This is a genomic window from Dasania marina DSM 21967 (assembly GCF_000373485.1).
Lineage (GTDB): Bacteria > Pseudomonadota > Gammaproteobacteria > Pseudomonadales > Dasaniaceae > Dasania > Dasania marina.
Map to the genome: position 1 here is coordinate 559,204 of NZ_KB891575.1, position 23,479 is coordinate 582,682.

Annotated in this window: 20 protein-coding genes and 1 tRNA gene; 5 read left to right on the forward strand and 16 right to left on the reverse strand. The window is 47.4% G+C overall.

The genetic code is table 11. The features are described from left to right. Nucleotides 1-185 precede the first annotated feature (185 nt). Both B067_RS0102555 and ansA read left to right on the forward strand, forming a co-directional pair. Nucleotides 186-262, forward strand: a tRNA-Arg gene (locus tag B067_RS0102555). 300 nt (nt 263-562) lie between these two features. Further along, entirely contained in the window at nt 563-1,582 is a 1,020-nt protein-coding gene (ansA, locus tag B067_RS0102560) for an asparaginase (RefSeq protein WP_019528487.1), read from the forward strand. Nucleotides 1,583-1,594: 12 nt separating this feature from the next. Here ansA and B067_RS0102565 read toward each other — a convergent pair whose 3' ends face one another. The 3 genes from B067_RS0102565 to B067_RS0102575 all read right to left on the reverse strand — a co-directional run bounded on the left by B067_RS0102565 (nt 1,595) and on the right by B067_RS0102575 (nt 4,143). Further along, complete coding sequence (locus B067_RS0102565; protein ID WP_019528488.1) at nt 1,595-2,317, reverse strand: glutamine amidotransferase; 723 nt, start codon at nt 2,315-2,317, stop codon at nt 1,595-1,597. A gap of 84 nt (nt 2,318-2,401) precedes the next feature. Next, the gene (locus B067_RS0102570; protein ID WP_019528489.1) at nt 2,402-3,769 is read right to left on the reverse strand and encodes a glutamine synthetase family protein; all 1,368 of its coding nucleotides are present in this window, start codon (nt 3,767-3,769) and stop codon (nt 2,402-2,404) included. A gap of 155 nt (nt 3,770-3,924) precedes the next feature. Further along, entirely contained in the window at nt 3,925-4,143 is a 219-nt protein-coding gene (locus tag B067_RS0102575) for a hypothetical protein (RefSeq protein WP_019528490.1), read from the reverse strand. A 155-nt stretch (nt 4,144-4,298) separates the two neighbouring features. On the opposite strand from B067_RS0102575, the gene gdhA reads away from it, so the two are divergent. Then, complete coding sequence (gene gdhA, locus B067_RS0102580) at nt 4,299-5,660, forward strand: NADP-specific glutamate dehydrogenase (RefSeq protein ID WP_019528491.1); 1,362 nt, start codon at nt 4,299-4,301, stop codon at nt 5,658-5,660. Between the two features lie 141 nt (nt 5,661-5,801). Here gdhA and B067_RS0102585 read toward each other — a convergent pair whose 3' ends face one another. The 6 genes from B067_RS0102585 to B067_RS0102610 all read right to left on the reverse strand — a co-directional run bounded on the left by B067_RS0102585 (nt 5,802) and on the right by B067_RS0102610 (nt 13,785). Continuing rightward, entirely contained in the window at nt 5,802-6,788 is a 987-nt protein-coding gene (locus B067_RS0102585) for an NAD(P)H-dependent flavin oxidoreductase (protein ID WP_019528492.1), read from the reverse strand. A 387-nt stretch (nt 6,789-7,175) separates the two neighbouring features. Beyond that, nucleotides 7,176-8,594 carry an aminotransferase gene (locus tag B067_RS0102590; protein WP_019528493.1) on the reverse strand — a complete coding sequence of 473 codons (1,419 nt, stop codon included), beginning with the start codon at nt 8,592-8,594 and terminating at the stop codon, nt 7,176-7,178. 270 nt (nt 8,595-8,864) lie between these two features. After that, the gene (locus B067_RS0102595) at nt 8,865-10,976 is read right to left on the reverse strand and encodes an acetate--CoA ligase family protein (RefSeq protein WP_019528494.1); all 2,112 of its coding nucleotides are present in this window, start codon (nt 10,974-10,976) and stop codon (nt 8,865-8,867) included. Nucleotides 10,977-11,070: 94 nt separating this feature from the next. Beyond that, nucleotides 11,071-11,694 carry a TetR family transcriptional regulator C-terminal domain-containing protein gene (locus B067_RS19520; RefSeq protein WP_169335535.1) on the reverse strand — a complete coding sequence of 208 codons (624 nt, stop codon included), beginning with the start codon at nt 11,692-11,694 and terminating at the stop codon, nt 11,071-11,073. A 97-nt stretch (nt 11,695-11,791) separates the two neighbouring features. Next, nucleotides 11,792-12,949, reverse strand: a complete 1,158-nt coding sequence (locus tag B067_RS0102605) for an acyl-CoA dehydrogenase family protein (protein ID WP_019528496.1) — start codon at nt 12,947-12,949, stop codon at nt 11,792-11,794. A gap of 56 nt (nt 12,950-13,005) precedes the next feature. Next, nucleotides 13,006-13,785, reverse strand: coding sequence for an enoyl-CoA hydratase/isomerase family protein (locus B067_RS0102610; RefSeq protein ID WP_019528497.1), 780 nt, complete (start codon nt 13,783-13,785; stop codon nt 13,006-13,008). A 449-nt stretch (nt 13,786-14,234) separates the two neighbouring features. On the opposite strand from B067_RS0102610, the gene B067_RS0102615 reads away from it, so the two are divergent. Next, nucleotides 14,235-15,443, forward strand: coding sequence for an MFS transporter (locus B067_RS0102615; protein WP_019528498.1), 1,209 nt, complete (start codon nt 14,235-14,237; stop codon nt 15,441-15,443). An 80-nt stretch (nt 15,444-15,523) separates the two neighbouring features. Here the strand turns inward: B067_RS0102615 and B067_RS0102620 are convergent, their stop codons facing one another. Then, on the reverse strand, nt 15,524-15,799 hold the full coding sequence (locus tag B067_RS0102620) for a type II toxin-antitoxin system RelE/ParE family toxin (RefSeq protein WP_019528499.1): 276 nt from the start codon (nt 15,797-15,799) through the stop codon (nt 15,524-15,526). Further along, nucleotides 15,789-16,046, reverse strand: a complete 258-nt coding sequence (locus tag B067_RS0102625) for a type II toxin-antitoxin system prevent-host-death family antitoxin (RefSeq protein WP_019528500.1) — start codon at nt 16,044-16,046, stop codon at nt 15,789-15,791. The genes B067_RS0102620 and B067_RS0102625 overlap by 11 nt, the downstream gene beginning before the upstream one ends. A 240-nt stretch (nt 16,047-16,286) precedes the next feature. Between B067_RS0102625 and B067_RS0102630 the strand changes: the two genes are divergently transcribed. Beyond that, nucleotides 16,287-17,012, forward strand: coding sequence for a sulfotransferase (locus tag B067_RS0102630; protein WP_019528501.1), 726 nt, complete (start codon nt 16,287-16,289; stop codon nt 17,010-17,012). A gap of 133 nt (nt 17,013-17,145) precedes the next feature. On the opposite strand, the gene B067_RS0102635 is transcribed toward B067_RS0102630, so the two are convergent. The 5 genes from B067_RS0102635 to cysD all read right to left on the reverse strand — a co-directional run bounded on the left by B067_RS0102635 (nt 17,146) and on the right by cysD (nt 23,373). Beyond that, entirely contained in the window at nt 17,146-18,555 is a 1,410-nt protein-coding gene (locus B067_RS0102635) for a mannose-1-phosphate guanylyltransferase/mannose-6-phosphate isomerase (RefSeq protein WP_019528502.1), read from the reverse strand. Nucleotides 18,556-18,749: 194 nt separating this feature from the next. Further along, the gene (locus tag B067_RS0102640; RefSeq protein ID WP_019528503.1) at nt 18,750-20,477 is read right to left on the reverse strand and encodes an SLC13 family permease; all 1,728 of its coding nucleotides are present in this window, start codon (nt 20,475-20,477) and stop codon (nt 18,750-18,752) included. A 51-nt stretch (nt 20,478-20,528) separates the two neighbouring features. Beyond that, on the reverse strand, nt 20,529-21,953 hold the full coding sequence (cysN, locus tag B067_RS0102645) for a sulfate adenylyltransferase subunit CysN (protein ID WP_019528504.1): 1,425 nt from the start codon (nt 21,951-21,953) through the stop codon (nt 20,529-20,531). A gap of 67 nt (nt 21,954-22,020) precedes the next feature. Beyond that, entirely contained in the window at nt 22,021-22,362 is a 342-nt protein-coding gene (locus B067_RS0102650) for a four helix bundle protein (RefSeq protein WP_019528505.1), read from the reverse strand. Between the two features lie 99 nt (nt 22,363-22,461). Continuing rightward, nucleotides 22,462-23,373 carry a sulfate adenylyltransferase subunit CysD gene (gene cysD, locus B067_RS0102655; RefSeq protein ID WP_019528506.1) on the reverse strand — a complete coding sequence of 304 codons (912 nt, stop codon included), beginning with the start codon at nt 23,371-23,373 and terminating at the stop codon, nt 22,462-22,464. Nucleotides 23,374-23,479: the final 106 nt, after the last annotated feature.

Consider the following 23,479-nt stretch of genomic DNA (forward strand, 5'->3'; position numbering starts at 1 on the left):
CTTGGAGCTTTTATGCCCGGAACGGGTACCGCTGGATAGAGTAGCGGCTTCCGACCCAATGCATGCATTGGCAACGAGGAGTGAAACGACGACGCCCCGAAGGGGTGTTATAAGTCTTAAGCTAATAACATTAAACCGTTGGCAGCCAACGGCTTAAACTGAACAACACAATTTATACGAGTTATGCGCCCGTAGCTCAGCTGGATAGAGTAGCGGCTTCCGAAGCCGTTGGTCACAGGTTCGAATCCTGTCGGGCGCGCCAATACTAAAAAACCCGGCCTAGCGCCGGGTTTTTTAGTATTGGCTTGCTCGACGGCAAGAACCTGTCGTTCGACCATTTATGTCCACGACATAAATGGGTACCCAAAGCGCTTCGCGGGGCATGCTAACAACCGAAGGTTGCCCCGCAGGGGTGTTTGCAGCCTCAAGCTGCAAGCATCAATCCTGTCTTCCCAGCCCAAACAAAACCCACTACCTAAACTGAAGCGCCGGGTTTATTGCACAAACCCCCACCAACCCCTAATCTACCCATCATTACTTTAGCAACTCACTAAGCTTACTTATGACCAAACCCTCCATCTACATCGCCTACACAGGCGGCACTATAGGCATGCAACAAACGGCGCAGGGTTTTGCGCCGGTAGCGGGCTTTTTAACCAGCCACATCAAAACCTTGCCTGAGTTTTACCATGAGGCGATGCCTGAGTTTGTTATTAAAGAATATGATCCCTTAATCGACTCGGCCAATGCCTCGCCTGCCGACTGGCAACTTATTGCTGATGACATCGCAGCTAACTACGAAGACTATGATGGCTTTGTGATTTTGCATGGCACCGACACTATGGCTTACACCGCCTCGGCGCTGTCGTTTATGTTGCAGGGTTTAGCCAAGCCGGTGATTATCACCGGTTCGCAAATTCCCTTGGCACAGCCACATTCGGATGGCCCCAGTAATTTATCACATGCACTGTATCTCGCTGCCAATTACCCGGCGCCAGAAGTCTGTGTATTTTTTGATAAAAAATTATTGCGCGGCAACCGCAGCACTAAGGTACACGCTGAAGATGTTGATGCCTTTGCCTCGCCTAATTATCCGCCGCTGTTTGAAGCCGACAGTGCTATGCTGCCGCTCCCAGAGCATCAACAAAAAGCATTAACAGCAACGAATACACTCAGCGTTGCGAATATTAGTCCACAGCCTATTAGTATTTTTACGCTCTACCCCGGCGTTAGCACAGAGCTACTTGATACGGTGTTACAACAACCGATAAAAGCATTAATACTGCAAAGTTATGGTGCCGGTAATGCCCCACAACACGCAAATTTTATTGACGCGCTTGCTGCTGCCAACCAGCGTGGTGTGATTATTATTAATTTAAGCCAGTGCTTACAGGGCAGTGTCAATATGGCCGTTTATGCTACCGGTAAAGCACTGGCCGATGCCGGCGTGCTTAGTGGCTATGATATGACCTTAGAAGCCACTATCACTAAGCTACATTTTTTATTGTCTCAAAACATGCCTATAGCCGAGGTAAAACTCGCCATGAAAAAAAATGTACAAGGCGAACTAAGCGACGGCTAATAAGGCCTGATTTTACTGACTTACATAATCATAAAAGGCTTTTAGTAACTGCTGGCCATGGCTAGAATCTTTAGTAGTGGCACGTAACTTTGCTACATCCAAACCGACTTCCTGTAAATGCTCGCCTTCTTCGTCGTAAATATCCTGCATAATTTCTACATCGTATTCGGGGTGAAACTGCACACCCCAGGCGTGCTGACCGTGGCGAAAAATATGATTGGCATCGTGAGCATTAGCCGCCAAACAGATAGCGCCTACCGGCAAAGCCAATACCGATTCAGCATGCGCCGCTTGCATCTGTAATTGCTGGGGCAGCTGACTGAGCAAGACATCGTCGCAAGCGTTGTTATTTTGCTGCACAGTAACCGTGCCGTATTCGGCACCGTTAGGGTTGGCAGCCACCACACCGCCCAAGGCATGTGCTAATAATTGATGGCCGAAACACACGCCTAGCACCGGCACATTTTGCGCCACCGCCTGCGCTAACCACTGCGCGCTGGCTTCGCTCCAGGGTAGCTGCGCCGACACCATATCTACCGAGCCGGTGACGATCACTGCACGCACACTATCAGCAGCAGGTAAGGATTCACCTTGATACACTTTGGCAGTGATTATCTGGTCCACCGTGCAACCCATGGCATCACAAAACCATTGCACCTCATCACCGCGCCTGGCACACAGGGCGGGTAAATCATCATAAGAAGAACCGGTGCGGATGATGAGTATGGGTTTCATAATGTTTTCCTAAAAAATACAGGCGAAAAAAAGCCGACATCACATCGGCTTTGTTACAACTAAGTCATTAACTATGGCTACGTTTTACGCACCCACTAAATAGGTATCGTACTCAAAGGCGCTAACGCGGCCTTCAAACTCTTCCTGCTCAGCATGTTTAACGGCACTAAAGGCTTCTTGGAAAGGTGCGCCCAAATGCTCTTTCACATAAGTAGACGCTTCAAATAGCTCTAAAGCATCGCGCCAGCTGCGTGGCAGTGAGGCCTCAGGTTTATTAACGCTATCGTTTAGCGGCGCATCGGCCTCTAACTTGTTTTCTATGCCGTATAAAATACCCGATAACAAAGCCGCTTGTGCTAAGTAAGGGTTTAAGTCGGCACCGCCTACGCGGTATTCAATGCGACGCGCTTTCGGCGAGCCACTGGGTACGCGCATAGCAACGTCACGGTTTTCATAACCCCAGGTAGGTGCCTTAGGAATGTGGCTGCCTACTTTAAAGCGGCGGTAGGAGTTAAAGTGCGGCGCAAAAATCAACATAGTATCTGACATGGTTTGAGCCAGACCGGCGATAGCGTGACGCAAAGTATCAGTACCTGCTTCAGTGCCGTCATCGAAGATATTGTTACCGTCATTATCTAATACGCTGCAATGGATATGCATGCCATTGCCGTCCATGTCACCAAAAGGTTTGGCCATAAAGGTAGCGATGTAGCCATGCTTTTGCGCCACACCTTTAATAACGCGCTTGAGCATTTGCGCATTATCAGCAGCGTGCAAGGGGTTATCAATATGGTTGAGATTAAGTTCGTACTGGGCGGGGGCTAGTTCTTTTAACAGACCATCTAAAGGCAGATCCATGGCTACGGCGGCGTCGCGTATATCGTGCATCAACGCAGACTGCTCTTGCATCACATCAATGCCGTAAAGCTGGCCCGCCATATGGCTTTTGCCATTAATGCGAGTATCGGGCAGTTGTGGTACACCCATGTCATCGCGTTTTTCTAAGAAGAGGTGAAACTCTAACTCGGGAGCGGTTACCGGGCGTAGGCCCAACGCTTGGTAGCGCTTGTAGACGTTTTGTAACACAACACGGGGGTCGTAACCCCAAGGCTGGCCGTCATCGCCGGTGAGCTGCATAAACATTTGGGCGGTGGGGCGCTCTAGCCAAGGCAGTCGTTTTAAGGTGCTGACTATAGGTAGACAAACGCCATCGCCATCACCGGTCTTATCACACAGTGAGCCTACATCTCTGCCCCACACATCGGGAGAGACAGTGGTAAGGGCAAGCTTTACATCACCCTTGAATACTTTTTCTAAATTATCTCGGGTTAACCATTTGCCCCTAAAGCTGCCATTGAGGTCGGTTACCATCACCTCTATGGTTTCAATATCGGGGTTATCTGTTAAAAACTGCTGTGCTATAGCTAAGTCATCGGTATGTTGGGACGTCACAATTCTTCTCCTACGATAGATGGCAGTAAGCATAGATTGTTGTCAACAGATAACAATACTCCAAGAGTGTTGGTTTTTGACCGCTGGACAGCAGTGATAGTTTCTGACAAGAAATAGCTAAGCCATTGTTTAATAGGCTAATTTTTTAATTTTGATTAGCGCGAGCCTAACTGCTGTAAGTGTTGATTTACTTTTTTATCTAAACTGCCTACCCACATTTGAGGCATGATTCTGAAAATTTTGGCTATTAACTTCCCGGCTAGCTGCTGCTCATCAGCATTATTGGCCACCATTAAGGAGTCTTTCGCCCACAGATAGCACTTGGCTAAATTACGCTCGCTGGGAAGTTGGTTATTGGCAGGTATGAGGGACATACATATATAACGTAGCGGTGAGTAAGTAGGGGCGATTCAATCTACTTAATTTTACTCATTTACTTGGCAACCTGCTGATATTACCTATGCTCTTTAATACCAATGTCTTATACAACATTCGCTTCTATAAGAACGATAATAAAGAGAAACCACCTATGAGTTATGACGAAAGTTTAAGCAGCGACCAAGAATTAGAACGTTTTATGAACGGCTTGATCCGCAGAAACCCCGGAGAAGAAGATTTCCACCAAGCGGTACATGAAGTGGCTGCCACTATTATTCCCTATATCCACGATAAACCCCATTACCGAATCCCCCATATTCTCGAACGCATGACGGAACCTGACCGTATCGTTACGTTTCGCGTTTGCTGGGAAGATGATGAGGGCAATGTACGGGTAAATCGTGGCTATAGAGTGCAGTGCAATAATGCCATAGGCCCTTATAAAGGCGGCTTGCGCTTTCACCCTGATGTCACCTTAAGCACACTGAAATTTTTAGCCTTTGAGCAAACCTTTAAAAACAGCCTCACCGGCCTGCCCATGGGTGGCGGTAAAGGCGGTTCCGATTTTAACTCCAAGGGTAAGTCTGATAGGGAAGTAATGCGTTTTTGCCAAGCGTTTATGACCCAGTTATCACGCCACATAGGCCAAAATACCGATGTACCGGCAGGTGACATAGGCGTAGGCGCACGTGAGATTGGTTATTTATTTGGCCAACACAAACGGTTAACCAACGAATTTACGGGCGTACTCACAGGCAAAGGCCTTTCCTATGGCGGCAGTTTGGTAAGAATGGAAGCCACCGGCTATGGTGCGGTTTATTTTCTTGAAGACATGCTGAAAGAAAAAGGTACCACATTAGAAGGAAAAACCGCGGTCATTTCCGGCTCGGGCAATGTCGCAACATTTGCCGCTAAAAAATTAATGGCATTAGGCGCAAAGGTCGTCACCCTATCTGACTCTTCGGGCTATATTTATGACCCCGATGGTTTAACCGAAGAAAAACTCAATTATATTCTCGAATTAAAAAATGTTCGTCGCGGCAGAATTTCTGAATACGCAAAAGAATACGGGGTTAAATTTGTTGAAGGTAAAGCGCCTTGGGAAGTTCCCTGTGATGTTGCCCTGCCCTGTGCCACCCAAAACGAGCTCAACAAAGAAGATGCTGAAGCACTGGTAAAAAATGGCTGCATTGCCGTTTCCGAAGGTGCCAACATGCCCACTGAAGAAGCCGGGGTTGCTGTATTTTTAGCGGCTGGCGTCGCCTTCGCCCCCAGTAAAGCAGCCAATGCCGGCGGCGTGGCGATGAGCGGTTTAGAAATGAGCCAAAACAGCGCACGTATTTCTTGGGCTGAAGTTGATCTCAATAAGCAGTTGCGAGATATTATGGGGAAAATTCATGACACTTGCGTATTGTATGGCCGCGAGGGCGACCATATAAATTATGTGAAGGGCGCTAATATTGGTGGCTTTATTAAAGTCGCCGATGCCATGTTGGCTTATGGAGTGCTTTAAAAAGAGAGGTGAGATTTTGAATTCTCTAGCTCTTCTGTCAACGATTACCTTAAGTGTTTAGAGGGGGGGTTTAAGACTATAAAAATGGGGCTTGCTTTGCCGCTTGCCCCATTTATATTTTCGTTATTACGCAGTGGTGCGCTAACTAAAAGCCTTAAACTTTTCCGCCTGCGCGGCATGGGCCTGCTGATATTCTGCTTTTAGGCGATTAACCAGCTCGGCGGTAGTGGGCACATCGTGTATGCCTCCCACGCCTTGCCCTGCGGACCAAATATCCTTCCAGGCCTTTTTCTTGCCGGTTTTTTCATCGCCTACCATTTCGGCACCAAAGTCTATCTCGGCAGCGGGCGTAAGGTCGTCTGGATCATAACCGGCATCAGCTACGCTCTCACGCATAAACGAAGCGGGCACACCTGATATAGCAGGTGTGTAAACTATATCGGCCGCGGATGAGCGCACTATCATATCTTTGTAGTCATCGACTACGCGACATTCTTTAGTGGCTAAAAATCGCGTGCCCGCATAGGCCAAATCGGCGCCCATCATTTGTGCTGCGGCAATATCGCTACCGCGCGACACACAACCGGCCAGCAATATCGTTTTATCAAAAAACTCACGCAACTCACCGATTAAGGTAAGCGGATTCCAATGGCCCGCATGGCCACCGGCACCGCCACTCACTGCAATCAAGCCATCAACATTCATAGACGCGGCTTTTTTCGCGAAGCGCACATTTACCACATCGTGAAACACAATGCCGCCATAGGCGTGGATGCGATCTATCACTTCAGCATTACAACTGAGTGAGGTAATGATGAGCTTCACTTGGTGCTTCTCGATAATCGCTAAATCATCAAGCAGGCGCGGGTTAGATTTATGTACAATCAGGTTCACTCCGTAAGGAGCAGGCTTTTGGCCCGTCTCCTGCTCAAACTGTGCTAACTGTTTATCAATTTCAGTTAGCCACTCATCTAACTGCGCTGTAGTGCGCGGGTTCAACGCAGGGAAGGTACCTACCACCCCGGCCTTACAACACTCAACGACTAGCTCTGGCCCTGAGGCTAAAAACATAGGTGCCGCAATTAAGGGCAGCGATAAACGATTTTTTAATACTTCGGGTAATGACATTTCAATAATCTCGTCAATTAAATCAACTTAAATTTACAGCCTTTTCGTCATACCCATAGCACTCGCTACGCGTATGGGGCAGGCTCTGCCGGACTCGATCCGGTATTCATCTTCTTTCAAATCCATGGATTCCGGGTCTAGCCCGGAATGACAGTCCTCTTTCTGCTATGCCAGCACTCTTTCTGTCTTGCCGGACTTGATCCGGCATCCATCTTTCTGTTTAAAGCCTGTGGATTCCGGCATACCCCAGGGCACCCCCCTCTTGCTTCGCAATTCACCTTGTCCGCCGGAATGACGATCTAACGTATTTTCCTAGCGACCAGCGACTATTCACTAGAGACTTTTTTCTTACCTCTTGTAGCTTGCCTCTTGCCGCTTGCAAAAGCGCTAAGCGCTTTTGGCTACGCTATTCCAATGCCCTGCTTGCTCCAGCTCTACCATGACCGCTTCAATACTTTCACGCAAGGTAGCAACAATATGGTCTACCTGCTCTTTCGTTAATACTACCGGTGGCGACAATACGTTTAAGTGACCTATAGGGCGCACCAATACACCGCGCTTAGCTGCTTGGTCGGTAATCCAGCGGCCTATATCTAGCTCTTCGGGGAACAGTTCTTTGGTTTCTTTATTGGCAACGTTCTCTATGCAAATCATAAAGTTTTTGCCGCGTACTTCACCGACTATAGGTAAATCAAGCAAGGTTTCCAACTGCTGTTGAAAATAAGGACCTACCTCGCGTACATGCTCTAGTATTTTTTCATCTTCTATAATTTCAATATTTTTGAGTGCCGCTCTACAGGCAACCGGGTGACCTGAGTAGGTGAAGCCATGGGCAAAGTAACGGCCTTTGCCGCTCTCACTAATCACATCCCAAATGCCATCAGAAAAAATAGTGGCACCCAACGGCTGGTAGCCTGAAGTTAAACCTTTCGCTGACGTAATAATATCAGGCTGTATGCCAAATACGGATTCCGAAGCAAACCATTCACCCACACGGCCGAAGGCGGTTACCACTTCATCGGACACATACAGAATATCGTTAGCCTTACAGGTTTCCCACATTCTGCGTATATAACCTTTAGGTGGAACAAGAACGCCGCCAGAACCCATGATAGGCTCAGCAAAAAACGCTGCGACTTTATCGGCACCGCCCAACTCGGTAATTTTATCTTCAAACTCTTTGATTAAAGAGTCGGTGTACTGCTCTTCACTCATACCTACTGGCGCACGGTAGTAGTAAGGGCAAGAGATGTGATGGATGGTGTCAGTAATGTAATCAAATTCTTTTATATGGTCGGCGTTTTTGCCACCTATAGACATAGCCGCATAGGTAGAACCGTGATACGCCTCTTTGCGGGCGATGATGTGTTTTTTGTCATGCAGGCCGCGGCAATTTTGATAAAAGTGGATTAAACGAAAAGCGGTATCAATCGCAGTAGAACCACCGCAAGAGAAAAACACCCGATTCAAATCACCCGGTGCAAGCTCGGCTAATTTCTTAGCTAACTGGCCTGCGGGAATATTGGTCATATCAACCATGGGGTTGGCGTAAGCCATTTGGCGTACTTGGTCGGCGATAGCTTCAACCATATCTTCACGGCCCAGACCTATGTTGGTACACCACATACCGCCTATGGCATCTAAAAATTTATTGCCCTCGGTATCGTAGATATAAGCACCCTCGGCTTTAGCTATGGGTAGCGCACCATCTTTTTTGAAAGCATCAAAATACTGCCAGGGGTGTAAAAAATGGTTTTTATCATCCTCTACGATTTTGTTAGTGTCGTACTGCTCAAATTCGCTCATGGTTACTTCCTTCTTCATCAGCCCTTAGGGCTGAGCTTTAAGTTTCAAGCGGCAAGCTTTAAGAAAAAACATTCTTGGTGCCGGCTTGTTGTGATTTTTCAGCCCTTTGGGCTGAGCTTTAAGCCGCAAGTGGCAAGCTTAAAGTGGATTCCGGGTCTAGCCCGGAATGACAATCTAAGGTGTTTTTCCTAGCGACTAGCGACTACTCACTAGAGACTTCTTCTTATTTTTTCTTACCTCTTGAAGCTTGCCGCTTACAGCTTTCACGGGCTATTCCGCCCGTGAAATTAAAGCATCCACCGCCACCGCTCCCTGGCCCTGCGGTAACACCATCAAGGGATTTACATCTAGCTCTAGCACTTTATCGGCGTTGTCTACGGCGAAGTTGGCAACAGCCATAACCGCATCGACGGTGGCTTCTAAATCACCAGGTTCTTTACCGCGGAAACCTTCGATAAGTTTGTACACTTTTAGTTGCTTAATCGCATCGCGCACGGCATCGCGGCTGGTAGGTAGCAATAAGCTAACGCTTTCTTTCATTAGCTCTACTAAAATCCCGCCAGCACCAATCACCAGCGACAAACCAAAACCTTGTTCGCGTTTAATACCTACAATTAATTCAGTCACCGGCGCGGCTGACATTTTTTCTATCAGTATGCGGCTGGTGTCTAGCTGTGGATGGCTTAAGCTAAGTCTGGTTACCATCTCTTGGGCAACAGCTGCGGCTTCGGCGGGGGTTTTGATATTCACTTTTACCGCACCGGCTTCGGTTTTATGGGGCAGGTCTTTACTCACCATTTTCACCACCACCGGACAGCCTAGTTCTGCGGCAGCTTGCTCAGCCTCAGCAGCGTTAACCAGTTTGGCAGCCGGAACGGGTAGGCCATATTTTTGTAACCATTGTTTTGAATCCCATTCGTCCATAGCGATGGCCTCACCGTTTAATTCATCGGCAGGGCATAGTGCTTGGGTAGATTCATCCTTACGGTTCAATATATCTTGGCGGCGCTGGCTATAAGCCATAACCTTGCCTATGGCGGTGACTGCATCCTCTAAACCCTGTAATGCCGGAACGCCTATACTGTGTAAATGCTGGCGGGTTTTTTCTTGCATTAATTCAGGGAACACCGATGCGATAGCGCCAGGCACATTGTGTTTTTTACAGCACGCTTGAAATACATCGGCGATTAATTCGCACTGTGGGTTCTCACCCGAGGCTTCACCGGGGAAATCTAGTGGTAGCAAACAAAAGTCATAGCCATCACTAAATAAATTATCCATACACTTTGTTAACGCGTCCCTATCGCCCCAAATAGCGGTAGTAAAATCTAAGGGGTTAGCAACATTGGCATAGGCCGGTAATAACTCGGCAATATTTTTTGTAACGCCTGCTGATAGTTTTGGTAGAGCTATGCCTTGGTTATCGCTGTAATCGGCAATTAAGCCAGCATCGCCACCCGAGCTAGCTAGGGCCACTAGGCGATTGCCTTTAGGCACTGCACCGCAGGCAAATATTTTTAAGGTTTCAACAAAAGAAACGGGGCCAGTAACCCGGGCAATGCCTACACGATCAAACAGGGCATTATACAAATCGTCGGAACCTGCCAGTGAGCTGGTATGGCTTAGCGCCATCTCGGCGCCCATTGCAGAAGTCCCTGTTTTTAAAGCCACTATAGGCACGCCTTTTTCTAAAGCGCGCATGGCGGCAGCGGCAAAGTTAGGCACATTTTTTAAGCCTTCCAAATGCAGGCCTATGGCGGTAACGCGCGGCTCTTCTAAGAAAGCATCAATTAAACCGGCAACATCAACTTGTGCCTGATTACCTACGCTCACCATATAGGCGATGGGTAAGGATCTATCGATCATGGAGATGTTGTAGGCAAAGTTACCGCTTTGGGTAATGATAGCCATGCCCTGCTCTACCATTTTGCCGCCGTGGGCAACGGGCCACAACGCAGAGCCGTGTAAATAATCTAACAAGCCGTAACAGTTAGGGCCCAGTATAGCTAAGTCACCGGCAGCGGCTAACAGCTCCTGCTGTTTTAGTTCGCCTTCATTTTCGCCATGGCTATCCATCTCGGCAAAACCAGAGGCATAACACACCGCGCCGCCTGCGCCTATGTCATTAAGTTCTTTTACAATGGGGATGGTGATATCACGCTTAGTGCCAATAAATGTGGCATCGGGGGCGCTGGGTAAATCTTTTACTGAGGGGTAACATTTAACGCCGTTGATTTCGTCTTTAACGGGGTTAACCAACCAAATCTCACCGGCGAAGCCACCTTTTTTACAGCGTATAACCGCATCGGCCATAGCACTACCGCCTACGAAGGCGATGGTTTTTGGGGCTAATAAGCGACGCATATTTTCTTTGTTGGCCATAATGCACAACTCCAAACACTATTTTTTAGTCATATCTTTACGGCGGATCTTAAAAAATAGTGTGCGGCGCTTAACCGGTACGTCTTTTTTAAGCCTAGGTAAAGAGGCGTTTAATAAAGTCTAAACACGCGGCTTCGCCTTCTTGCGGCACAAACGCGTCTGGATCCAAGCACCACTCCAACCACAAACCATCCATTAACGCGGTTAAACTCAACGCGGCGCGTGAGCTGTTAATGCTGATTTTGTTTTCGTCGGCCACCGCATCTATAAGGTGGGCAATGCTGCGACGGTATTTGTTGTAGTGACGCTTATTTAAACCATTTATTTGTGGATCGACTTGCGCGAGATTCCAAAGGCTTATCCATATCGATAAATCTTCTTTGGTAAAGGTAGGTGGGCTAAAGGCCGCTTTGATCATGGCCTCTAGCTGAGCTTGTGGCTCCCTACCGATTTCTTCAATTAGGCCCCGAGTACTGTTGTCTAATTTATCTGACATGTACTCGTAGGCTTGAACAATAATATCGCTCTTGCCGTTAAAATGATGATTGAGTAATCCGCGTGATACCTTCGCGGCCTTGCAGATAACCTCTACAGTGGTGCCGCTATTACCATATTTAGCCAGGCAACGCAGGGTGGCCTCGATTAATAGTTTGCGCCTGACCTCTGGCTCTTCACGCACAAACTTTGGTTTTTTAGGGCTATCGCTTAGCTTTGCCATCATTGTTCCACGGGTAGTTTTCGATGCGGCTATTTTTTCATGGCTACAACAATTAGGCCACTACCAATTCACCGCAACACACCTTACTAGCAAAGGCCTACCAATACGGAGCTAATAGCTCCTTAGAAATAATATGACGCTGTATTTCTGAGGTACCTTCCCAGATGCGCTCTATGCGCGCATTACGCCACATTCTTTCTACGGGCGTTTCATCCATTAAACCCATGCCGCCGTAAATTTGTACCGCTTCGTCGACGATGCGGCCCAAGGCCTCACTGGCAAATAACTTGGCCATGCCAGCATCAGCATCGGTTAAGGTGCCTAGATCCATTTTTTGCGCGGCGTGTAAAGTCATTAAATCAGCGGCGCGAATTTGGGTGGCCATATCGGCCAACTTAAATGACACACCTTGGTTTAAGCCTATGGCCTTACCAAATTGCTTGCGGTCAGCAGCCCAGCCAAGCGAAGCTTCTAATGCACGCATGGATTGACCTACGCAGTTAGCGGCAACCATCACCCGGCCAGCGGTTAGCCATTGGTTGGCCACTTCCCAGCCCTTGGCCACTTCACCCAACACTTTTGATTGGTGCACGATGCAGTCATCAAAAAATAATTCGTAGGTGTGATAACCGCGGTTACTTACCCCTTTAGGGCCACGACGTATAGTCATGCCTGGGTTGTCGTTGTCGACTAAAAAGGCGGTGACTTCGTTTTTCTGGCGTCCCTTGTATTCATAGGTGCCGGTAACGGCAAACACGATAGAAAAGTCGGCACTGCCGGCATGGCTGATAAAATGCTTAGCGCCATTGATAACGTAGTTGTCGCCTTTTTTCACGGCCTTGGTTTGTATAGAGGCCGCATCAGAGCCAGCACCGGGCTCGGTGAGCGCGAAGCAATCGGTTTTTTCGCCAGCTACACAGGGGGCCAAGTACTCTTCGATTTGATCGCCTTTACAGGCCATTAAAATATTTGAAGGACGGCCAACGTTTACATGTAAGGCCCAGCCGCACTTGGATAGCTCACGCTCGATTAAAGCTTGCGAGACATGATCCAAACCTAAGCCACCACCGGATTCGGGGATGTTAAAGGCGTATAGGCCTGCGTCTAGGGCTTTTTCACGAATTTGCGCCGCTAATTCAGCGGGCACTTCGTCGGCACGGTCTACCGCTTCTTCATGGGGCAGTAATTCTTTTTCAACAAATGCTTTTACGCTTGATACCAGCATTTCTTGTTCTTCAGTTAATCGAAAGTCCATCGCGTTATACCTATAGCTGCTTACAATTATTTACTTTGTGCGGTTTATTACGCTATCTATTGCCCGGTGAACTCAGGGCTACGTTTTTCTATAGACGCTTTTAAGGCCTCGTCGGCATCTTTGCTACGGCCACATAATAGGCCCGCCGCTTGCTCTTGGCTTAGTTGTTCAACCAAGCTATTACGACTGCTTTGCTCTAATAAAACTTTGGTTTGGCCATAGGCAAAAGTGGGGCCTGCGGCTAAGGTGGCGGCTACGGCATCAACGGCAGCAGTTAAGGACTCAGGATCATGCACCTCAGTCACTAAACCTGCGGCTAACGCTTGCGCAGCGGGCCAAGCCTTATCAAAGAATAAAAATTGCTTGGCTTTTTCTAAACCAATTAAGCGCGGCAAGTGCCAGCTGCTACCCGCATCGGGGCTGTAAGCCATGGTGGTATAGCCCGCTTTAAATTTGGCCTTGCTAGAGGCGTAACGAAAATCACAGCACAGTGCCAAATCAACACCGGCACCCACAGCTGCACCGTTGACCTCGGCAATAACCGGCTTAGGCAGTGCGTAGAGCTTGGCCATCATGGCGTGGGCCGCTTCGGTCCAACCGTAAGTCTCTAGGGTGCCATTAGCTTCAGCCTCGGCCCATTCAGCCACATCGGCGCCGGCGCAAAAGGCGCGGCCGCTACCGCTAATCACCACGCAACGCACGTCGGCATTACTGGCTGACTCATCTATACACTCAGCCAGTGCCTTTAGCACGGGCACGCTTAGCGCGTTGTAGTGCTCAGGGCGATCAAGCGTGATGCGTCTTACGCCGTTATTGGTTGCTACTGTAAAGCCCATAAGGCCTCCATTCGTTGTCGATTGATTTGCGATTACCCCTCACAGCATAGGGGCTAGTTGCAATATGTGTATCATTTCAGAAACTATACGATTGTTCAATAAGAATTTTGTTATTAGAATGTACGGATTGGTAACAAAATCGTTTAATTGTTCTTAATTAACAAAAAAGTTATTTTTTATCAATAAGTTAATGTAATTAAAGAAAGTACGTTTTTATACCAAAGCCACGATTTAGATATTATTAGTTGAACAATCATACAGGTATATGGGATAGTCTTTAACCCATAGCCCTTAAACAATAGGCTCTAATCAATAGTCGCAACAAACATAAGCAACCCAGCACCACAGCCAATAGAAATAGACTGTTTGCTTTGCGACCATCCTACTTACCAGTAGGCTGGGACGGCAGCAATAACAGTAAAACAACAACAATAATGTGAGCAATAGGCATGAACACACCGTCAGCTATCGATAACAGCACACTGAATAATGGCCGCAGCGTTTGGGTAGCGGTATTCTTTTTATCGGTGGCCTACCTGATCTATAACACCCTGCCCGTTGTGTTAGGGGCCGCCGCCGATGGCATGGGCTTAAACGATGTGCAAATAGGCTATTTAGGCTCCAGCTATATGTTTGGCGCGGTAGCGGTGGGGATTAGCTCTATTTTTTGGGTGCGCCGTGTTAACTGGCGCTGGGTGGTGGCGATTTCATCGCTGACGGTGCTGGCATGTTATGCCATTGCCTCATTTGTCAGTTACGACACCTTAAAGCTGGCCTTTTTTGGGGTGGGCTTTGCCAATGGCGCCATCGTCTCTTGCGTGCTCACCTATTTTGGCGACACCGACACCCCCGACCGCAACTTTGGTTATGGTGTGGGCACGCAGGTATTGCTGGCGGGTTTAGCCGCGTATTTTATGCCCATATTTATCACCCCGCAGTGGGGTTTTGGCGGTATTATGTTGCTGTTTGGCGCCATGGTAGCCATCACCTTGCTGCTAGTGCCATTCTTCCCCGCCAGAGGTTGCCGTGGCTATGACAAACCCAGCCAGCAAGCGAGCACTCACTCTCCCGTGTTAACAGGCTCCCTGTTAGGGGTGGTGCTGGGCGTTGCCGGTATGTTTATCTACTTTTTGGGTGAAACCGGGGTGTGGGCCTTTTTAGACAGAGTAGGCCTAGCCAATGGCCTCAGCTACGCCGCCATGGGCGAAGCCTTTGGCATCTCGCTGATTATCAGCTCCGCCGGGGCCTACCTAGCCTCGTTTATGGGCGACCGCTACGGCCGCATCATCCCCATTATGGCCGCCACCATTGCCCTCATCGCCGGCTTACTGCTGATGCTATACGCTCACTCAGCCTTTAACTTTGGCTTGGGCATGTTGCTATTTGCCGGGGCCTGGAATTTTGTACTGCCCTTTCAAATGAGCTTAATCTCAGAAGGCGACACCAGCGGCCGCCTCACCCCGCTAATCCCCACCTGCCAGCTACTAGGTTCAGCCATAGGCCCCGCTATTGCAGGCCATATGGTAATAGATGGCAGCTATTTTTATGTATATGCGTTTGCGTTTGCGGCGGCGATTATTAGCACGATATTGTGCGTGTGGGCGGAGGTGTTTGTTTATAGACCTATGAGACTAGCGGCACAGCCGCTAGTCTCATAGGTCAGCTGCAAGCGGTAAGCTTCAAGAGGTAAGATTACTGCCTTTTCTTACAGCTTGCCGCTCGAAGCTTATAGCTTTTTTTAATACACCTGATCATGACTACCAATATCTACCAACAGAATCCCATCCTCACTAATCTGAAACTCAAGCACAACGCGATAGCTGATATTAATTGAAACTGATGAAAGTCCTTTCAAGCGGCCATGCAAGCTGTGTAGCCTTAAGGAGGGGTGATAGGGGTTGAGCTCCAGCAACTGTAAGGTTTTTTGGTATTGGTCATGCACCTCTGGGTGCTTTTTTAAAAATTTCTTAGCGCGCCTTAAATAACTCTCTGGATAAATTATTCTATAAGTCATCTGACATCCGTTTCATATGATCATCGACCGACTCCACCACCACTCGACCAGCGTCAACATCGGCTCTTGCTTCCTGCAAGGCAATTTCCAACTCATACTCACGCAACTTAGCGTATTTTTCTACCCCTATCACCACGTATTTATCCTTGCCTCGCACTGATATCACCACCTCTTCCTGTACCTCCATACAGGAATCAACGGCTGAAACACCCTTAGTCTTTAAATCATTCGCTGTTAATATCTTCATCATCTTTACCGTACAACTAACAATACTATTAATAGTACTCTAAAAAGCATGAAGAGCAAGAACTAAAACCAGCGCACTTCGCTGCAAGCGGTAAGCCTCAAGAGGCAAGAGAAAAACTACCCAAACTAACGTTTTTTTCTTACAGCTTGCCGCCTGAAGCTTGCAACTTTAATATCCCCATCATTTTTATCTAGCGTCTACCTGCTAGCGACTAGAGACTCCCCCCTGTAGACTTGAGCGATGCGCAAAATCTTCATCATCGGCCTCCCCCGTACCGGCACTACTAGCCTCTGTACCACCCTGCTAGCGCTAGGTTATAGCGTGGCGCATACCGCTTTCACCCAAGCCGCCATAGAACAGGCCGAGGCGGTGGCTGATACTCCCGCTTATTGTGATTATCCGTTTTTGGATCAACGCTATCCCGGTTCGAAGTTTATCTACCTAGAGCGCGACTTAACGCTGTGGCTGCCGTCTATACAGCAACTGCTCAACCGCATGATTAAAAACATTAACAATGACAGTGGCGGCTTTAACCCCGTGTTAAAACGGTGCTTTAAACAGGTTTTTGCCCCTTTTGAGCTGGGGCACATCAATAACCAACAACACCTAAGCCACTGCTACCAGCAACACCAGCAACAGCTTGTTAATTATTTTAGGGATAGGCCGCAGGATTTATTAAACCTCAACATCGCCGATAGTGCAGCGCCCCAACAGCTACTGGCGTTTTTGGGCCTAGCCGCTAACCCTAAGCTACACTTCCCCCAGCTCAACCAAGGCCAAAAAATCACCGCATGGAATAAAATAGAGCACCCGTTAAAAGTACCAGCAAACTTATCAGGCAAAAACGGCAGGAAGTATTTTGATATGCGAGCGGTGGCTCGCAGCGGGAAGCGACAAGCGACAAGCGACAAGCGACAAGCGACAAGCGACAAGCGACAAAAATTTTGCGGCCTACGCCTTGCGTAGGACAAGTCTTTTAATCCTTTTCTTAAAGCTTACCGCTTGTGGCTTACAGCTAAAAAATATCGACAAGCGTGATCCCTAATTCATAACAGGCTCATAACCAACAAGACCTTACACTAGCCAATGCTCTCCAAAGTTATTTAACTCGGCCATAGTTATCCTCTAAGCGCACAATATCATCTTCACCCAAATACGACCCTGATTGCACCTCGATTAACTCTAACGGTAGCTTGCCGGGGTTTTCCAAAGCGTGTACTTCACCTATGGCTATATAGGTAGACTCGTTCTCTGACACTAAAAATGTTTTATCGCCTTTGGTCACTTTAGCCGTGCCCGATACCACTACCCAATGCTCGGCACGGTGGTGGTGCATTTGCACGCTAAGCTTGGCACCGGGGTTAACGGTGATGCGCTTAACTTGGTGGCGATGGCCTGCATCGACTGAATCGTATTGACCCCACGGCCTATAGACTTGCCTATGAATAGTTGCTTCGCTGCGCTCTTGCGCCTTTAGCTTGTTAACTATTATTTTAACTTCTTGTACTTTATCTTTAGTTGCGACTAATAGTGCATCTTTAGTATCAACTATGACGATGTTATCTAAGCCTATAGTAGTGACTAAACGTTCTCCGCCTTGTATTAAACAGTTGCGGGTGTCTTCTAGTATGACGTCGCCTTTTACCACGTTGCCATTGCTATCTTTGTCGCCCACCTCCCATAATGCCGACCAGGCGCCTATATCGTTCCAGCCCGCATCTAAAGGCACCACTACCGCTTCTGTGGTTTTTTCCATCACGGCATAATCGATAGAATCTTCTGGGCAGGCGAGAAACTCTGCTTTATTGACGCGGATAAAATCTAAATCATGGGTAGTCGCTTGCAGTGAAGCCGCACAGGCTTGTGCGATATCGGGGCGATGCTGCTGCAGCTCGGATAAATAGCGACTGGCCTTAAACAAGAACATGCCGCTATTCCAATAATACTCACCACTATCGACGTATTGCTGGGCGGTAATTTGGTCGGGCTTTTCTACAAAGCTGTCGACGCTAAAACAGCTTTCTTTTTCCTTACCACGTTTGATATAACCATAGCCCGTATGCGCACTGTTAGGCACTATACCAAAGGTTACCATTTTACCTTGCTCGGCTAGAGGGACAGCCTTTTGCACAGCGCTAATAAACGCCGCTTCGTCTTCTATAATATGATCGGCGGCCAACACTAGTAATAACGGGTCATTATCTGCGTGCTGTTGCTGCGCCACTTCAGCCGCCAAAGCAATCGCAGGTGCAGTATTGCGGCCTTCTGGTTCTAGGATAATAGGCCCGAGTTCATTAATAGCGCGCAGTTGTTCGGCCACTATAAAACGATGTTCTTCATTGCAGATGGTTAACGGTGCGGCTGTGTCTATACCCGACAAACGCTTAACCGTTGCCTGCAGCATGCTGTGCTCGCCATGTAACGACAAAAACTGTTTAGGGTATAAGGCACGGGACAAAGGCCATAACCGCGTGCCGGAACCGCCGGCCATAATAACGGGGATTAGCATTTAATTTTTCTCCTAAAAATTAAGCTACAAGCTACAAGCTACAAGCTACAAGCTACAAGCTACAAGCTACAAGCTACAAGCTACAAGCTACATAATATTTTTTGTTTTTCAGCTAACAATATTCAACTTTTTTTTGGCTTTTTCTTGCCTCTTACAGCTTCAAGCTTGCCGCTGAAGAGCGTGTAACGCTCTTCTTAAAACGGATACACCAACGGCGTGACCCAAAGCACCATAGCGCTGTACACCACCGACACAGGCAGGCCAAATCTCACAAACTGAGCCAGCCTGTAATTACCGGCGTTAAAAACCATTAAGTTGGTTTGGTAGCCGTAAGGGCTAATAAAACTAGCACTGGCACCGAAAGCGACAATCATAATAAAAGGGGTGGGGCTAACGCCTAAACCAATAGCGACACTATAGGCTATGGGGAAGCTTAATGCCGCTGCGGCATTATTGGTGATGAGCTCGGTTAGAAAAACCGTAAATAGATAAATAGCGATAAAAGCCCAATAGATATGTACATCTAATAATACATCGTGCACACCGCTCGCTACCAAGGCGGATACGCCAGTGTTATCCAAAGCTTTGGCTATGGTTAGGGCGCTAATAACTATGAGCAGCAAATCTAGGGGCAGGCGGCGCTGTATTTCATTAATGCTAAAAGAGTTGCTCACGACAATGGCAGCTAGATAAAACAGTAAGGCTTTAATTAAGCTAACGCCGGCAACTATCGATATTACCAGTGCCGCGATAAAACCCCATATCACTAAGCGCTCACGCCAACCACTGATAAAGTTTTTGGGGGAAATACCGCTGAGTATAAAAAAGTTTTTGGTGATATTGGGCCGCGAAATAAAATCTCGACCTGCGGCCATCACTAAAAAGTCACCGCCCTGTATACGTATATTACCCAGCTTGCCCGATAAACTTTGCCCCTCTCGACGTATGGCGATTACCGCTGCATCAAAGCGCGCTCTAAAACCCGCCTCTTTTAACGTTTGCCCTATGATGGCCGACTCCTGTTTAACAATAGCCTCGGTTAGGTTCTCGCCCAACAAACCATCTTCGTCGGCAAATAAGCTTAAGCCATCAAATTGCTTTAAGCGCAGCACGCTGCTGACATCACCCGAGAAGATCAGCTTATCGCCACCCTGCAAGACGAAATCGGGAGTTACCGCACTGATAACCTTGTCTGCGCGTATCACTTCAACCAAAAACAGACTATCTAGGTTTCTTAGGCCATTGGCCTCTATGCTTTTACCAATTAATTGCGAGCCGGCGTCTATCTCTGCCTCTAAAAAATAACTTTGTACTTTTTGCTGCGCCACCTGATTATTGGGTAAGTTTTTTAATGTCAGCATCATCACCAACACACAGGGCAACAAAACTGACAAGCCTATCAAGGTGAAGTCAAAAAACGCAAAGCCCACACCGGTTTGGTCTATCAGCAAACTGTTAACAATTAAGTTGGTAGAGGTACCCACCAAGGTTAAGGTGCCGCCCATAATGGCGGCATAAGACAGTGGTAACAAAATACGAGAGGGGTTTATTAATTTGTTGGCCCGTATAGGCCCTAATAAGGCAGCAATTACTGCCGTATTATTGATTAAGGCCGAGGAGAATATAGTGACCAAAAAAGTTCGTATATAGGACTTTGTGACAGAGCCATTAATTAGCTTTGCTGTTAGTTTATGTATGGCGCTGGTGCGCTCTAAAGCAAAGGCGCTGATAATCAGCAATAGCAAAGTGACTAAACCCGGGTTAACCGCATTAGCCAGTAAGTCGCCCACACTCACAAACGACAGTGCCAAGCATATAAGGCAGGCAGCGCCGAATACACGCTGCGGCGCTTTTTGAAATTTTATAAGACCTGCAATGGTGCCACCAAAAAGAAGCACCATTGTCCATTGCTGCCATTCCATAATATTTTTATTATCTACGTTTAGTTAATGGCTATTAAAACAGTATCTCTACTATTTTAATAATTGACTAAGGTCTTTGGCATCCCAGTGTGGAAAGTGTTTTCGCACCAAGGCATTAAGCTCTACTTCAAATGCTGAGAAATTAGTGCCGGCTTGCGCCTCACCTTTTTGCGCTAGCACTTGCTCAACCATGCCCGCGCCTACAGTGATATTGCTTAGCCTGTCGATAACAATAAAAGCGCCGGTGGCACGGTTTTTATGGTATTTTTCGGCGACTACCGCTTGGGACAGCTGCACATCCACTACTGCTATATCATTTAGCTGCAATGTCTCTACTGGCTCATGGGCCTGAGTATTAACATCGATTTTATAATCCACATGATCGATAACGCCCGCGGTGACTTTACTGGCGAATTTAAATAAATATTCTTTGCCTGGCTGCATGGCGGCTTCGGCCATCCACACTAAGTGGGTTTTAAAGCAGTTACTGGTTTGTAAATTATCGTCGGCTTTAACGAGCACATCACCACGGCTAACATCGATTTCATCATCTAAGGTCAAGGTTACCGACTGGCCAATAAAAGCTTCCTCTAAAGAGCCATCATAGGTCACGATGTCTTTTACCGTGCTGGTTTTACCTGAAGGTAAAACTTTTATGGCCTCGCCTTTTTTAACAATACCTGAGGCTACCGTACCGCAAAAACCGCGAAAATCTAAATGCGGACGATTAACGTATTGCACAGGGAAACGAAAATCTGTAATATTTTTATCTTCTGCAACGGCTACCGTATCTAAAATTTCCATTAACGTTTGGCCAGTATACCAAGGCGAGCGCTCGCTGCGATCGACTACATTGTCGCCATCTAAGGCTGACAGCGGCACAAACTGTATCTCTTGCTCGTTTAGGTCTTTGGCAAACTCTATGTAGTCGGCTTTTATTTTTTCAAAAGTGGCTTGGTCAAAATCCAACAAGTCCATTTTGTTAATCGCGACTACGATATGCTTAATGCCCAACAAAGAAGCGATGTAGCTATGGCGACGAGTTTGCGTTTGCACTCCGTAGCGGGCATCAATCAAAATAATAGCTAAGTCACAGGTAGACGCACCGGTAACCATGTTACGGGTGTACTGCTCATGCCCCGGCGTATCAGCAATAATAAATTTGCGCTTTTCGGTAGAAAAATAGCGGTAGGCCACATCGATAGTAATGCCTTGTTCACGCTCGGCCTGTAGGCCATCGACCAATAAAGCTAAGTCAATTTTTTCACCGGTGGTGCCATGCTTTTGGTTGTCACTAGTAATTGCCGCCATTTGATCTTCATAGATCATTTTCGAATCGTGTAGCAAGCGGCCGATTAAGGTGCTTTTACCATCGTCCACGCTGCCGCAGGTTAAAAAGCGCATCATTTCTTTGTTTTCATGCTGCTTAAGGTAAGCGTTAATATCTTGTTCGATTAAATCTGATTGGTGACTCATTAAATCGTTCCTTTGGAACGAAGCTATAAGCGATAAGCTATAAGCTTCAAGTAGTTCATATTCAATTTTATGGCTTAACGCGTTTAATTAAGCCTGCTAGCATTCGGGATATCTCGTATGATTCCGCGATCCAGTTTTGTGCGTCGTGCTGGTTTAAGTAGCCTATATCTTTCGCTATTAATAGCTGCGTTCTTAATTCTGCACATGACGCTTTTGCCATGGTTAAGAAGCGCGCTTTATCAGGGCTGGTATCTCTTTCCATACCCTCTGTAATATTGCTGGGAATTAAAAGCCCCGATCTTGTTATTTGATCCCTAAACCCAAAATCATTATGACCAGCAAACGCCTTGTACAATGACGACGATAAAATCAGCGATCGCTTCCAAACATCCAATTTTTCAAAATTCATCACACATCCTTGTGCTTTGTTAGCCTATCTAGGCGAGCCTAGCCGCTCTTTCTTGCAGCTTGAAACTTACCGCTTGCCGCTTATTTCTAAATCAAAGATTTAGAAATAGCCCTCCTGCTTTTTCTTTTCCATGGAGCCGGAGCTGTCGCTGTCTATGACGCGGCCTTGGCGCTCTGAGGTTTTGGTGAGCAGCATTTCTTGGATGATGTCAGTCATGGTGGTGGCTTCTGATTCTACCGCGCCGGTTAGCGGGTAGCAGCCTAGTGTTCTAAAGCGCACCATTTTTTCTTCGACCACTTCGCCTTCTTCTATAGGCATACGCTCGTCGTCTACCATTATTAATACACCGTCGCGTTCAACTACCGGGCGCTTGGCAGCAAAGTACAAGGGCACTATGGGAATGCTTTCCAAATGTATGTACTGCCATATATCTAGCTCAGTCCAGTTAGACAGTGGGAACACGCGTATGCTTTCGCCCTTGTCGACTTTACCATTGTAGGTATCCCATAACTCAGGACGCTGGTTTTTTGGATCCCAGCGATGCTTTTTGTCGCGGAAAGAATACACGCGCTCTTTGGCTCTAGACTTTTCTTCATCGCGACGCGCGCCACCAAAGGCGGCATCAAAGCCGTATTTATCTAGCGCTTGCTTTAAGCCCGCTGTTTTCATGATATCGGTATGCTTGGCACTGCCGTGCACGAAGGGGCTAATACCCATATCCACACCTTCCTGGTTGATATGCACCAGCAAATCCCAGCCTAGGTCTTTAATACGCTGGTCACGAAATTCAATCATCTCTTTGAATTTCCAGGTGGTATCTATGTGCATTAGGGGGAAGGGGGGCTTGCCGGGATGGAAGGCTTTCATGGCTAGGTGCATCATGACTGCCGAATCTTTCCCCACCGAGTAGAGCATGACAGGGTTATCGAATTCCGCAGCCACCTCACGAATGATGTGTATGCTCTCCGCTTCTAATTGCTTCAAGTGGGTTAAATTATATTTACTGCTCATCACGAACCTTTCTGTTGTGCGCCAAAAAGCGCATTCACTTCCGAAAAGGGCAGTATTATAAGGGGGTTAGCGGCTGCTTGCTAGTTGAAATGGGGTTAATCTATGA